Source organism: Burkholderia sp. R-40, assembly GCF_049942845.1.
Lineage (GTDB): Bacteria > Pseudomonadota > Gammaproteobacteria > Burkholderiales > Burkholderiaceae > Burkholderia > Burkholderia ambifaria.
On sequence record NZ_CP187968.1, the window covers coordinates 1,621,124 to 1,633,876 of the forward strand.

Annotated in this window: 16 protein-coding genes and 1 pseudogene; 7 read left to right on the top strand and 10 right to left on the bottom strand. The window is 65.5% G+C overall.

Features of this window, described 5'->3' with window-relative positions:
- Positions 1-5: 5 nt before the first annotated feature.
- Positions 6-485 (bottom strand): DUF3304 domain-containing protein, encoded by a 480-nt coding sequence (locus tag ACP26O_RS23660; RefSeq protein ID WP_175664463.1) that lies wholly within the window; start codon positions 483-485, stop codon positions 6-8.
- A gap of 17 nt (positions 486-502) precedes the next feature.
- Complete coding sequence (locus ACP26O_RS23665; RefSeq protein WP_175664464.1) at positions 503-985, bottom strand: DUF3304 domain-containing protein; 483 nt, start codon at positions 983-985, stop codon at positions 503-505.
- A 510-nt stretch (positions 986-1,495) separates the two neighbouring features.
- Here ACP26O_RS23665 and ACP26O_RS23670 point away from each other — a divergent pair.
- On the top strand, positions 1,496-1,930 hold the full coding sequence (locus ACP26O_RS23670) for a GNAT family N-acetyltransferase (protein WP_175664465.1): 435 nt from the start codon (positions 1,496-1,498) through the stop codon (positions 1,928-1,930).
- Positions 1,931-1,945: 15 nt separating this feature from the next.
- Here ACP26O_RS23670 and ACP26O_RS23675 read toward each other — a convergent pair whose 3' ends face one another.
- The gene (locus ACP26O_RS23675; protein WP_175664466.1) at positions 1,946-2,842 is read right to left on the bottom strand and encodes a LysR family transcriptional regulator; all 897 of its coding nucleotides are present in this window, start codon (positions 2,840-2,842) and stop codon (positions 1,946-1,948) included.
- A gap of 122 nt (positions 2,843-2,964) precedes the next feature.
- On the opposite strand from ACP26O_RS23675, the gene tam reads away from it, so the two are divergent.
- The gene (tam, locus tag ACP26O_RS23680) at positions 2,965-3,753 is read left to right on the top strand and encodes a trans-aconitate 2-methyltransferase (RefSeq protein WP_175664467.1); all 789 of its coding nucleotides are present in this window, start codon (positions 2,965-2,967) and stop codon (positions 3,751-3,753) included.
- 42 nt (positions 3,754-3,795) lie between these two features.
- Here the strand turns inward: tam and ACP26O_RS23685 are convergent, their stop codons facing one another.
- Entirely contained in the window at positions 3,796-4,386 is a 591-nt protein-coding gene (locus ACP26O_RS23685; protein WP_011660099.1) for a GNAT family N-acetyltransferase, read from the bottom strand.
- Between the two features lie 260 nt (positions 4,387-4,646).
- Positions 4,647-4,787 (bottom strand): hypothetical protein, encoded by a 141-nt coding sequence (locus tag ACP26O_RS23690; protein ID WP_175664195.1) that lies wholly within the window; start codon positions 4,785-4,787, stop codon positions 4,647-4,649.
- Between the two features lie 136 nt (positions 4,788-4,923).
- Between ACP26O_RS23690 and ACP26O_RS23695 the strand changes: the two genes are divergently transcribed.
- Positions 4,924-5,328 carry a nuclear transport factor 2 family protein gene (locus ACP26O_RS23695; protein WP_138849892.1) on the top strand — a complete coding sequence of 135 codons (405 nt, stop codon included), beginning with the start codon at positions 4,924-4,926 and terminating at the stop codon, positions 5,326-5,328.
- A gap of 235 nt (positions 5,329-5,563) precedes the next feature.
- On the opposite strand, the gene ACP26O_RS23700 is transcribed toward ACP26O_RS23695, so the two are convergent.
- Complete coding sequence (locus tag ACP26O_RS23700) at positions 5,564-6,400, bottom strand: helix-turn-helix transcriptional regulator (RefSeq protein WP_175664468.1); 837 nt, start codon at positions 6,398-6,400, stop codon at positions 5,564-5,566.
- Between the two features lie 207 nt (positions 6,401-6,607).
- On the opposite strand from ACP26O_RS23700, the pseudogene ACP26O_RS23705 reads away from it, so the two are divergent.
- Positions 6,608-6,876: pseudogene (locus tag ACP26O_RS23705) on the top strand (LysR family transcriptional regulator); the annotation flags it as partial.
- A 13-nt stretch (positions 6,877-6,889) separates the two neighbouring features.
- Here ACP26O_RS23705 and ACP26O_RS23710 read toward each other — a convergent pair.
- The 4 genes from ACP26O_RS23710 to ACP26O_RS23725 all read right to left on the bottom strand — a co-directional run bounded on the left by ACP26O_RS23710 (position 6,890) and on the right by ACP26O_RS23725 (position 10,130).
- Positions 6,890-8,281, bottom strand: a complete 1,392-nt coding sequence (locus ACP26O_RS23710) for an MFS transporter (RefSeq protein ID WP_175664469.1) — start codon at positions 8,279-8,281, stop codon at positions 6,890-6,892.
- Between the two features lie 194 nt (positions 8,282-8,475).
- Complete coding sequence (locus tag ACP26O_RS23715) at positions 8,476-9,336, bottom strand: XAC2610-related protein (protein WP_175664470.1); 861 nt, start codon at positions 9,334-9,336, stop codon at positions 8,476-8,478.
- A 48-nt stretch (positions 9,337-9,384) separates the two neighbouring features.
- Positions 9,385-9,753, bottom strand: coding sequence for a hypothetical protein (locus ACP26O_RS23720; RefSeq protein ID WP_175664471.1), 369 nt, complete (start codon positions 9,751-9,753; stop codon positions 9,385-9,387).
- A gap of 20 nt (positions 9,754-9,773) precedes the next feature.
- On the bottom strand, positions 9,774-10,130 hold the full coding sequence (locus ACP26O_RS23725; protein ID WP_175656866.1) for a winged helix-turn-helix transcriptional regulator: 357 nt from the start codon (positions 10,128-10,130) through the stop codon (positions 9,774-9,776).
- A 140-nt stretch (positions 10,131-10,270) separates the two neighbouring features.
- Between ACP26O_RS23725 and gstA the strand changes: the two genes are divergently transcribed.
- The 3 genes from gstA (at position 10,271) to ACP26O_RS23740 (ending at position 12,749) form a co-directional block, all read left to right on the top strand.
- Positions 10,271-10,903, top strand: a complete 633-nt coding sequence (gene gstA, locus ACP26O_RS23730) for a glutathione transferase GstA (RefSeq protein WP_175664472.1) — start codon at positions 10,271-10,273, stop codon at positions 10,901-10,903.
- An 81-nt stretch (positions 10,904-10,984) separates the two neighbouring features.
- Complete coding sequence (locus tag ACP26O_RS23735) at positions 10,985-11,365, top strand: hypothetical protein (RefSeq protein ID WP_105833700.1); 381 nt, start codon at positions 10,985-10,987, stop codon at positions 11,363-11,365.
- A 91-nt stretch (positions 11,366-11,456) separates the two neighbouring features.
- Positions 11,457-12,749 carry a TolC family protein gene (locus ACP26O_RS23740; protein ID WP_011660109.1) on the top strand — a complete coding sequence of 431 codons (1,293 nt, stop codon included), beginning with the start codon at positions 11,457-11,459 and terminating at the stop codon, positions 12,747-12,749.
- The last annotated feature ends 4 nt before the right edge of the window (positions 12,750-12,753 follow it).

Below are 12,753 nucleotides of genomic sequence, written 5' to 3' on the forward strand. Positions count from 1 at the left end.
GCCGCTCAGTTCGTCGTGGACGACGCGTTGTGCGTTGTACTCGAGTTGTGCAGGCCCGCCGGATACTTTACCCATTTGGCTTCGATCCGGCGATCAGGCAGAAAATGAAATTCGATGTATCCGTCGTGTTTGTTGAGCAACGATGGGGCAGGAATGTCAGTTTCGTATACGTCGTTCGGCAAATCTTTTTTGTACTGCTCCTGTGTCAGTTCGTAGGCGATCTTGATATGCCACATTTTCCCGTTTCGCGGCACGCTCATGCAACATACCGTTCCTCCACCGCCACTGGATTCATGCGCGTTGACACCGCCGGCTCCGAATCCATCGATCGTAAAAAACGCAATGCTTCGATCGGTGTAGTTGAAACCCACGACGCGATAAGGACCGTAGCTTGCCATCTGCGCGTGCGTACCCCATGAACCCGCGAGCAGCAATGCCGCGATCGCGATCGGGTTACGAATGAGGCGGTGCAGAAAATTCAACATGTCGATGTTCTTGCCACTCAGTTCGCAGACAACGCATTGCCCGTGGTATTCGGGTTGCGTGGATCTGTCGGGGATGCTGCCCATCGCGCCTCGATCTTATGTTCCGGTCGGAAGTAAAACTCGATATACCCACCATGCTTGTCGGGAAGCGGCGGAATGGCGATGTCCGTTTCGAAAACGTCGTTAGGCAGATTGTTCCTGTACTGCTCGGGCGTCAATTCGTACCGAAGCTTGATGTGCCAGGTCTTCTTGTTGCGCGGGACTTCCATGCAGCACACGGTTCCACCGCCACCACCGGCTTGGTGTGCGCGAACGTTACCTGCACCAAATCCGTCAATGTTGACGCTGTAGATACTGCGATCGGCGAAGTTGTATCCGATGACGCGGTATGGGCCATAGCTCTGAATCTGAGCATGCACCCACCACGCGCTACCAAGTAGTCCGACGGCGACCACGATCGGTTTGCGAACGATACGGCGCATCACGCTCAACATGTCCATGATTCCATCGATCGATCCATCAAATTCGCCCGTCTAGCGGGTGTCCGGAACATGCGCGCCGATCGGGCGAGCAACCCATTGCGAGACAATTTTCCTGTCGGGAAGAAAGTGGAACGCGACTTATCCGCAATGCTTGCCCGGCAGTGTGGGTATCGGAATATCTGCCTCGTAAATTTCATTCGGTCGATTTCGTTGCGCCTCTTCGCGAGTCAGGTCGTACGCGATCCCGATGTGCCCGGTTTCTTTCCCGGCGGTACCTCGAGACAGCATACGATGCCGCTGCCGCCTTGTGACTCATTCGCATACGCGCCTCCGGCTCCGAAATCATCGATCTGATTGACGTAAGCCGCACGGACGTCGCGAGCGCCCCCGGGGCCGGAGGCGTACGCGTGGGCCGCGCACCCGCAAGCCCGCCTCGCGTCGCGCAAACGCCTGACGCGCTATAGTCGTGCGACACCCGCTGCGGACGCTCCGCAAGTCCGGCCGTCCATTCACGCACGCCTTCATTCCATGACCGCGCATCCCGCCGTTTCCGTTCAGTTGACCGACACCGAGCAGCCGTCCGCCCGCGACTTCATCAGCCGCAAGCTCGGCGAATTCAATCACGCGATGACGGGCCGCGCCGACACGGCGGCGCTCGACGTCTACGTGACCGATCCCGCGACCGGCGAGGTATTGGGTGGCCTCACCGGGCGGACGTCGCTCGGCTTGTTCTTCATCGATCTCTTCTACCTGCCGGAATCGCTGCGCGGCGGCGGCTTTGGCAGCAGGCTGCTGCACGACGCCGAAGCGGAGGCGAAGCGGCGCGGCTGCGCGCGCGCAGTGCTGTACACGATCACCTTCCAGGCGCCGGATTTCTCCCGCAAGCACGGCTACGAGGTATTCGGCGAAGTGCCGTGCGAGCCGGAAGGCGCGGCGCGCGTGTTCATGGTCAAGACGCTTTGAGCGACATCGCCCGAGTCACCGCCCCGGCGTCGCGCGCTCGACGATCATGTCATACAGCGCCTGCGCCGCGGGCGACAACTGCGCGGCTTTGCGCTTGACCAGCACGAGCGTGCGCGACACCGACGGTTCGACGAGCTCGATCGTGCGGATCATCGGATACGCGTTCTTCTGGACCGCGAGCTTCGGCACCACGGCCGCGCCAAGACCTTCCGCGACAAGCCCGAGCGCGGTCGAACTGCGCTGCACCTCGTAGAACGAATGCAGCGACACGCCGCTCGTCTTCAGCGCACCGTCGAGCAGCCCGCGATTGCCGCTCACTTCGCCCGCGAAGATCAGCGGATGCGGCTGCAGCGCCGCCCAGCGGATCCGCCGCCGCTTCGCGAGCGGATGATCGTCGCGGCAGACGAGCACGTACGGATCATGCGTGAGCGGCACGCTGACGAGTTCGGGATGCTGGTCGCCGGCGATGCTGATCCCGAATTCCGCTTCACGCCGCAGCACGGCTTGCAGCACCGACGCCGATGCATGATCGAGGATCTTCACGCGATCGTGCGGCCGGTGCCCGGAGAACGCGCGCAGAATGCGGGGGAGATACTGCACGCCGACGGTCGGCACACATGCGATCGTCACGTCGCCGCGCTGGCTCAGGCCCGTCTCGCGGATTTCGGTCAGCGCATCCGACAGCTCGTTCAGCAGGCGGCGGGCCTGCGGCAGGAAACGTCGGCCGATTTCGGTGAGGGTGGTGCGGCGCGTCGTGCGCTCGACCAGCGCGACGCCGAGAAACAACTCGAGCTTGCGCAACCGTTGCGTGATCGCCGTTTGCGTGACGTGCAGCGTGTCGGCGGCCTGCCTGAAGCTGCCGCCATCGGCGATCGCGACGAAAGCCTGGACACCAAGCGTATCGATTTTCATCAGAAATATGAATCAATGGCGATATTGAATTCATTTTACTGACGAACGCCGAAATCGCAGAATGTGTTGCATCGCCGGCTGTCTATCTCCCGACGCCGTCCACGCCGACCAGGAGGCCTACCGTGACGACCCCACCCGATCAATACGCGAAACAGTATGTGCGATTCGAAGACGAACGCACACGGCCTGTGCGCGACCTGCTCGCCGCGGTGCCCGATACGCCGATCCGTACCGCGATCGACGTCGGATGCGGGCCGGGCAATTCGACCGAGGCGCTGATTGCGCGTGCGCCCGACGCGACGGTCCGCGGCATCGACGCGTCGCCGGACATGATCGCGGCTGCACGCAAGCGCCTGCCCGCGCTGCGTTTTGATCTGGCGGATGTTTCGACCTGGAGCGATCCGGGCGGCTATGACCTGATTCTGTCGAACGCGGTGCTGCAGTGGGTGCCCGCGCACGACACGCTGTTTCCGTCACTCGTCGGCTGGCTCGCGCCGGGCGGCCATCTCGCGGTGCAGATGCCCGACAATCTCGACGAACCCGCGCACCGGCTGATGCGCGAGGTCGCCGCGGCCGGGCCGTGGGCGGACAAGCTGCAAGACGCAGCGCGCACCGAGCGGTTCGATGCGCGGTACTACTACACGTTGCTGTCGCCGATGTGTTCGCGAGTCGATGTATGGCGCACGACTTACTATCATCCGTTGAGCGGCGGCGCCGCTGCGGTCGTCGAATGGTTCAAGGGCAGCGCGCTGCGGCCGTTCCTCGCGGCGCTGGACGACGACAGCGAACGCGACGCGTTCATCGCGCGCTATCGCGATGCGCTCACGGGACCGGACGGCTATCCGGTGCTCGACACCGGCACCGTGCTGCTGCCGTTTCCGCGACTGTTCATCGTCGCGACACGGAAGTAATGCAACAGCAAGATTGATGTCGGGGCGGTAGGTTGTAGCGCGTCAGGACAACGGCCGCATCGATTCCGGATCGACGGTCCGGCTCTTCGCGGTCTGGCCGTCGCGCAGATCCTTGTACCAGAACAGCGCGACTTCCCCGTCGTTCACGCCGTCGGCGTACAGGAAGCGGTCGTGGCCGCCCACGACGAAGCCCGCGCGGGCGTACGTGCAGCAGGCCGCGACGTTGTTCGCCTGCGTTTCCAGCCGCATGAAGCCGAACCCACGGCTGCGCGCCCACGCTTCCGCGGCCGCCAGCAGGTACTGACCGATTCCTTGCCGCCGGCACGCGCGATCGACCGCGAGTTCCGCGATCTCGGCCATCCCGTTCCAGCTTTCGGTGATCGCGACGAAACCGGCGAGCCGCCCGCCTGCGGTCGCGCGGAACAGCGCGGTGCCGCCGCACGCCTCGCGCGCCCAGCCGGCCGGATCGAAGCCGTAGTCCTTGCGTCGCACGGGCAGCGCGCGCAAATCGAGCAGATCCCGGTACGGCGCGTTCAGTTCCCACGCGATCTCGAACGAGAAGTCGCATCCGTTCAGTTCGTCGGCGGGCAGATCGACCGCCTGTTCGATGCTGATGTGCTCGGCTCGGTCCATGTGTCGGTGTCCTGTCTCGAGTGGCTGCGCTCGCACAATCCTTCCCCCCCGCGGCGCCGTTCAACGCCCGATTATGCGGGATATCGGCGCGGACCTCGCCGCAGTTCGGTTGTCACCATCGGATTGGGATTTGTCGACGGTTCTGCACGCGCCTGTGGAAGAGGGTAGAGAGGAATCCGAATAATGGAATGCCGATTGATGCAAACTCGACGCGGCGGCGCTGCCGTCGTCGATCAACAGTGCAACGTACGGTTCGCGGCTCAGCAGCGGGCGGCCGATTCGGGCGTGTGCTGCTCGATCACGTGTTCGACGCATGGCCCGAGCAGCAGCACGTCGACGCGCTCCAGCGCGGTGACCGCGCCGCGCATCGCGGCAAGATAGCGGTACCGTGAATTGCTCATACCGTCATACCGAATCCACGCCACCCGATTGCTTGCGAACCTTGTGCGTGGCGTCCCGCCCTCCGACTATGCTGAATTGTCTGCGGCCGGATTTCCGCGCCGCAACGCGGGGAACCGGCGATGGCGGGAGGGTGCGATGAGCGAGCAAAGCAATGTGCAACTGGTGCAGGAGGCGTACGCGGCGTTCGGCCGGGGTGATATCGGCGGCGTCCTGCAGACGCTGTCCGAAAACATCGACTGGTTCATCCCGGGGCCGGCCGACGTCGTACCGTTCGTCGGCAGGAGACGCGGGCCGCGAGACGTCGCGACGTTCTTCGCTGCGCTTGCGGCGACGCAGACCGCGGAACGGTTTGAGCCGCTCGAGTTCATCGCCAGCGGCAAGCGGGTCGTCGTGCTCGGCACGCAGCGCTGGCATGTGCTGTCGACCGGGCGCACGTACGAGGACGACTGGGTGCACGTGTTCACTATCGAAAGCGGGAAGATCGCGAAGTTTGCCGAGTACCACGATACCGCCGCCGAAGCGGCCGCACATCGTTACTGACAGCGCCGCGCGCAGCTGGCTGCCGAGGAAACCCGGTCGTCGCCAACGGTCCGAACGGCCGCCCTGGTCAAACGATCGCCCGCATCGCGTGGCGCAGTTGCCGATAGCCGCGCAGGTACGGGGAAAAGCGATCGATCGTAGAGGGTGAGCGCGGGCGCGAAAATCTTGAAGTCACAACGTTCGCATCGACGAATCTCAACGCGCATGGCGCGTCGCAACCGTCTCATCGGCGCGCTCAGCCAACGAACGCGCCCCATGCGGCGAGCTCGCGCTTCGTGCGCACGCCGAGCTTCGCGAACGCGCGCTTCACGTACGATTCGGCCGACGCGACCCGCACGCCGAGGATCTCGGCGGTCTCCGGCACGGTCTTGCCGGAGATCAGGTGCTTGCAGGTTTCGTATTCACGCTTCGACAGTTTCACGCCGTCGGCCGCGATCCGCGCATCGAACTGCGCGAGCGGATGCACGTCGGGCGTCGGATGCGCGATGCGCCGCGCGGCGGTGGTCGACGCGTGCAGTTCGAGCAACGGGAACAGCACGTCGCTGATGCTGCGAAAGCGGCTCATCTCGGCGAGCGTGAACGGCGGACGGTCGCGGCCGCGTTCGAGCGCGATCGAATGCTGCGCATAGCGGGTGCCGCGCGCGAGCACGCATTCGTGGCCGATACGCACGTCGTCGAACAGTCGCTGGCGGAACTCGCCCGGAGGGATCGCCGCGATGTCGCGCACGACGAGCAGCGTGCCCGTCTTGCCGCGCAGCCCCGCGAACAGCGGATCGCTGTCGAAAAAGCGCTCGTAGTAGAGCGTCATCACGTCGGAGATTTCGGCGGTATCAGTCCCGGCGCCGATGCCGCTGCTGCCGATCCATTCGCAGCGATAGCCGGTCGGCATCGCGCCATCGACGCGCGAACGTTCGATGTGCGCGACGTCGAGCGGCACCACATCGTTCAGCAGTTGCGCGAGACGCGGCACGAAGTGCGGCGTGCCGACCGTCTCGATCAATTCGCCGAGCGCCTTGAACGACACGTTGAAGCGATCGGTGTCGCGGTGGGAGGAGTTCACGTCGGGCAGCATGCGGTTCGCCGATGAAAAGCGGGCGCGATTCTAGCGCCGGAAGCCGAAATCGTCATTCAGGGGAAATACCGGCAGGTGTCTTGTCAGCCGTCCTGCCCCGGAAAACGCAGCTTGTCCCCCAACGAAGGGGCATACCGGGGCAGTATAAATGGGTAACGACGAGCAACGTGGAATGCGACGCCGACATCGAATGGATCGGCGAGATGACGCGTGACCGCGAGCGCGGACGGCATAGCGGCGGCGACGATTCCGATCCTGTCGCGCGGGCATCACGGCTACCTGCCCGCGCATGATGCGGAGCAAGTCGAGCAGCGCGGGCTCGTGAAGGCCGTCGCCGGCACGACCTTCGGCTTCGACGTGTGCCGCTGCATCTCGCGATGGATGCGCAGCGCGAGCGACAAGCCGATCGTCAACGCGTTCGGAGCGAGGATCTGCTGCGCGCGTCCAACATCGACGCGGTCGCGCTGCCCGCGTAGCCCGCGCGACGACTCAGGCGTCGATGCGTTCGACCTTGCCGACCAGCAGCCCGTACGACAGGCTGCCCGCGAGCGCCATCGCGGCGATATAGGTGATCGCGCGCGAGAAGTCCGCGCCGTCGACGAGCAGGCCGATCACGATCGGCGTCGCGATCGCGGACAGGTTGCCGATCAGGTTGAACACGCCACCCGTGAGGCCGAGTAGCCGCGCGGGCGCGAGGCCCGACACGAGCGACCACGTGATCGACGCGAAGCCGTTGCCGAAGAATGCGATCGTCATGAACGCGATCACCCAGCCCGTCGACGTGACATAGTTCGCGCCGATGATGCAGGTCGAGATCAGCAGTCCCGAGATGATCGGCAGCTTGCGCGCGAAGCCCTGCGACGCGCCGCGCCGCATCAGCCAGTCCGACAGCACGCCCGAGCACAGCACGCCGACGAACGCGGCGAGAAACGGCAGCGACGCGAGAAAGCCCGACTTGATGAAATCCATCCCGCGATACTTGACGAGGTAAGTCGGGAACCACGTGAGGAAGAACCACAGCGTCGAGTTCAGCGCGAACTGGCCGAGATAGATGCCCCACAGCTTGCGCCGGCCGAGCACGACGCCGAGGTCGCGCCACGTCGACGGCGTGCGTTCGGTGCGCGCGGCGACGCGGTCCTCGAGATCGACGAGGCCGCCGCCGTCGCGGATCAGCGTGATCTCGGCCGTGTTGACACCGCGAAACGCGCGCGGCTCGCGATACACGGCATACCAGATCGCGGCCCATGCGATGCCGACGAGCCCGGTCGCGACGAACACCATGTGCCAGCCGAGATGCACTTGCAGCCATGCAAGCACCGGCGTGAGGAACGCGAGGCCGACGAACTGCCCGGACGTGTAGCCGCCGATCGCGCTGGCGCGCTCGCGGGTCGGGAACCACGTCGTGACCACGCGATTGTTGATCGGATAGGCCGGCGCTTCGAGCGCGCCCACCGCGAGCCGCAGCACGACCAGCCCGACGAACGAGCCGGCGAAGCCGAGCAGCAGCGTCGCGGCCGACCACAGCGCGAGCGCGCCCGCATACAGCACGCGCGGTGACACCTTGTCGACGAGCCAGCCGCCGGGGATCTGCATCAACGCATAGGTCCAGCCGAACGCGGAAAACACGAGGCCCGCGCGAACCGGGTCGATGTTCAATTCCTTGAACAGCGCGGGCGCGGCGATCGACAGGTTGCTGCGGTCGAGATAGTTGATCACCACCGTGACGAACAGCAGCGCGAGGATGATCAGGCGCTTGCGGCTCGGCGGCGTGGTGAAGGTGGCGGCTGCGGGCGCGGACGCGCGGGCTGCGGAATCGTGGGCGGTGTCAGCGCGCGTGTGCGCCGACGGGCTGGCATGCGTGCGTGACGCGGAATGGGCCACGGTCGTCTCCTGTGTTCTGTGCCGGCCGACACCCGCGAGGTGGTGCGGCCGGATCCAATGGCATTGGGCGAACGTTAGGGCCGTGGAGCGAAGCGCGTCAACATTTGGACAGGCATCCCTATTAATGGGACATGATGCGCTCAGTATGTGGGAAAGGGCGGTGCGCGTGGAGAAGGCCGGCACCGCATCGTGGCTCAGTTGCCGGTCGCTTCCTTCGCGCTGACCCAGCCCTGCGAGCTGCCGCCGCGCGGATTGCGATACAGCACCTTCAGCCACTGGAAGTCGGCGCTGGCGTCGATCAGTTCCAGCGTATCGCCGGCGACGACATAGCGGCGCGTCGGCGCGTCGTTCATCGCGTCGTGCAACGGCAGGCGCGCCGGGCGCACCTTGAACGTGACCTTGCCGCCGCCGTATGCGTCGGGGCGGCGCGAGACGCGCTTGCCGTGCGCGTCATAGGTCAGCAGCATCGACGGCGGGCCCGAGTCGCCGTCGAACAGTTCGTGCAGATCGTCCGGAATCGCGTCGCTGGACTGATGGAGATACATCCGGCCGGTGCCGTCGAAGCGGTAGGCGTCGGTGTACCAGATCGGCCCGCCCCGGCACGAGCTGTACAGCGTGCGCTCGTTCGGCTTCGCCTGGACGTTGATCAGATCGTCGCAGTTGCCGTGCGGCATGCTGGCCGCCGGCAGGTTCAGCGGCTCGAACCGCTGATGCGCGGCGTCATACAGGAAGATGCCGGAGCGCTCGTTGACCATCCCGAGCGGCGCATAGGCGGCGAGATCGCGGTGGCCGTCGAAGTTGTAGTCGTCGGACGTAAGCCGGTAGTGGCCTTCCTCGTCGGAGATGCCGACGTCGAGCACCTGCGTTTTGCCGCTCGGCAGGAAGCGGATCGTGATGCGCGTGCCGTCGGCGTGTTCGACACGGGCCGTGACGGCGTCGTTGACCTTGAACGTGAGCAGCGGTTTGGCCGCATGCGCGGAGGCAGCCGACGCGCAGCACGCGATCAGCAGCGCGCAGCGGCGGAGGAGCGGTTGGATTCGCGGAGTGCGTGTCATGAGCGGAGTTCGAACGCGTGGGCGGGATGGTGTGTCGAGCCGGCCAGCTTACGCGCTTGCGCTGTCGTCGCGATACCCGCTCTTGCCGTCGAAGATTTCCTTCAACGCGGCGCGCAGCGCGACCGGATCATGCTCGCCGGGCGCGAGATGGATCACGTAATGCGTATGGCCGTCGAGACGTGCTGCGGTACGTGCGTCGAGCTCGACGTCAATCGTGTCGCCCGTCAGACGCACCGACAGATCGTTCACGTGCGCGGTGAGCTGGTCGCGCACCATCACCTCGACCTTCGTATCCTCCGGAAAGCGCAGCAGCGAGAAGCAATAGTTCTGCTCCGCGTCGTGGCAATAGATGTTCGCGCAGCTTTCATCGTCGTCGATGTCGGACGCGGCCGCGCCGACGGTGGCGTGTAGTTCCATGATGTTTCTCTGATGTTGAGTCAATTGTGCAGGGCCGCTTGCGTCGCGACGCCGCAGTGCGCATCGCGCGCCTTCAGCCACAACCCGAATTCGCGCATGACCTCGACGACGGGCCGTAGCCGGTCGCCGTCCGCGGTCAGATCGTACTCGACGCGCACCGGCACTTCCGGATACACGGTGCGCCGTACGAAGCCGGCTTCCTCGAGCGCGCGCAGATCGAGCGTCAGCATCCGTTGCGAGATACCGGGCATGTCGCGGCGCAAGTCGCTGAAGCGTCTGGGCCCGTCGAGCAGATACGACACGATCAGCAGTCGCCAGCGGCCGCCGAGCATGCGCATCGCCTCTTCCACCGAACATCCTGTCGCACTCGTTTTCATGCTGCTGGCCCTGATAGGTAACCTTTTTGTGACTACGGCACAAACGACTGCCGTCTTTCGCGCGTCGCGCAGATGCGAGATATTAGCGCCCGCGTCGCGACGAATCGATAGTCCAACCACCAACCAACCCAGGAAAGCGCATGAAGCTCTATCACGCTCCCGGCAGCTGTTCGCAGGCGATCCGCATCGTGCTGCGCGAAGCGGGCCTCGACGCGCAGATCGTCACGGTCGACGCGCGCAAGCATCGCATCGACGACGGCCGCGACTTCCATGACGTCAACGCGCTCGGCTACGTGCCGCTGCTCGAACTCGACGACGGCACGATGCTGCGCGAAGGGCCGGTGATCGCGCAGTATCTCGCCGACCGACGCCCGGAAGCGGCGCTCGCGCCCGCGTACGGCACGCTCGCACGCTATCGGGTGATGGAGTGGCTGAACTTTGTCGGCACCGAAATCCACAAGGGCTTCATTCCGCTGTTATATGCGGTGCAGGCGGGGAAATATGTCGAGCCGGTGCGGCAGAAGCTCGACGGTCGTTTCGCGTGGATCGACCGGCAGCTCGACGGCAACGCGTACTTGACGGGCGACACATTCACGATCGCCGACGCGTACCTGTTCGCGGTGACGGGCTGGGGCAAGGCCGCTTGGATGCGCTCGGTGTACAACGCGGATATCGACCTGAGCCGCCATGCGAACCTGCGCGCGTGGTACGAGCGGGTGCGGGCCCGGCCGGCCGTACAGCAGGTGCTCGCCGCGGACGGCCTGACCAGCTAGCGAGCCGGGCGGCCCGGGAGACGTACGAAGCCGTACATATCGCCCGGCCCCGCCGCCATTCGCCGCGCTATAATCGCCGCCATGAAATGGCTTCGGACCTTCATCCTGCTGCTGCTTTGCGCGGTGCTGCCCGTCAGTGGGCTGGCAGCCAGCGGGCTGACCGGTGAATGTCCGATGCAGTCCACGATGTCGATGGATGCGGACGCGGGCATGAGCATGTCCGCCGACATGAGCGGCTGCGATTCGATGAAGGCATCGGCCGCCGACAGCACCAAGGCGAAAGCGAAAGGCATGGCCTGCAAGCTGACCGCCCAGTGTCAGTTCGGCAGTCTCTATCACCCCGCCGCTCGTGCCGACGTCGGCCGCCCCGCTGCATTCACCAGTACGATCGTCTTCCACTACGCGCAGTCCGTCCCGATCCGCGACCCGAACGGGTTGTGGCGCCCACCCCGCATCAATTGATCCCGATTTGACCGGTTCACCGCCGAGGCGGTGAGGTTCGTCCTGCATTCAGGACGTGGAGCCCATTCGGGTTCCGACTTGGGGTTACACCATGTCATTCGATCTCTGCACGCCGCACGCGCGGCGTGCGCGTCGGCGCGCGCCCATGCTTGGCGCGGCGCTGCTGGTTGCGGGCGCCGCCCACGCGCAGTTGGCGCCTGTCACGCTGGACGCCGCGCTGCAGTCCGCCACCGAACATTCCGCGTCGATGCAGGCCGCACAGGCTTCCGTGCGAGCCAGTTCCGAGGCAGCAGTCAAGGCCGGCCAATTGCCCGACCCGTTGCTGAAGGCCGGCATCGACAATCTGCCGGTCAACGGCGGGCAGCGATTCACAGTCGGCCAGGACTTCATGACGATGCGCCGCATCGGCATCGAACAGGAATGGGTGTCGGGCGACAAGCGGCGCCTGCGCACGGCGCTCGCCAACGAACAGGTCGGGCGCGAGCGCGCCGGCTATCTCGCGCAACTCGCCAGCGTGCGTCAGCAGACGGCCGCGGCGTGGCTGAACGCGATCTACGCGAAGCAGGCGCTTGCGCTTCAGCAGGTGTTGCTCGATCACATGAGCCATGAGCTCGAGGCGATCAAGGCGTCGTATCGCGGCGCGAAGGCGGGTGCGGGCGACGTCGTCCAGGCGCGGGCGATGCTCGCGCAGACCCAGGATCAGCTGCTGAAGGCGCAGGAGGCCTACCAGACCGCGCGCATCGCGTTGTCGCGCTGGACCGCCGCGCCCGTCGACGACGTCGCGGGAACGCCGCCGGCCGCGGAATCGTTCGTATCGTCGTTGCCGCCGGATGAATTGAGGTTGTCGCAGCCGACGCTCATCACCGCGGCGGGCGACATTGCCGTCGCCGAAGCCGACACCGCGGTGGCGAACAGCGAGCGCAGCCCCAACTGGACGTGGGAAGTCGCGTACCAGCAGCGGGGCGGCGCGTATTCGAACATGGTGTCCTTCGGCGTGACGATCCCGCTGCCGCTGAACCGCAAGAACCGGCAGAACCGCGACGTCGCCGAGAAGGCTGCGCTCGCGACGAAAGCGGGGCTGATGTACGAGGACACGCTGCGCCAGGTGCAGGCTGATATCCGCATGCAGTCGGCAACGCTCGCGAGCGGCCGCGCGCGGATCGCGAACCTGCGCGACGCGCTGCTGCCGGCCGCGGAGCAGCGCGTCCAGCTTGCCGACGCCGCATACCGCGCCGGCACGGGGTCGCTCGCCGACACGTTCGCCGTGCGCCGCGCGCAACTCGATGCGCAACTGCAGGTGCTTGATGTTCGCCGCGAGGTTTCGCAGACCTGGGCGCGGCTCGAATATCAGGTCGTGCCGCCGACCCTCGCCGCCGCACAATGAAGGA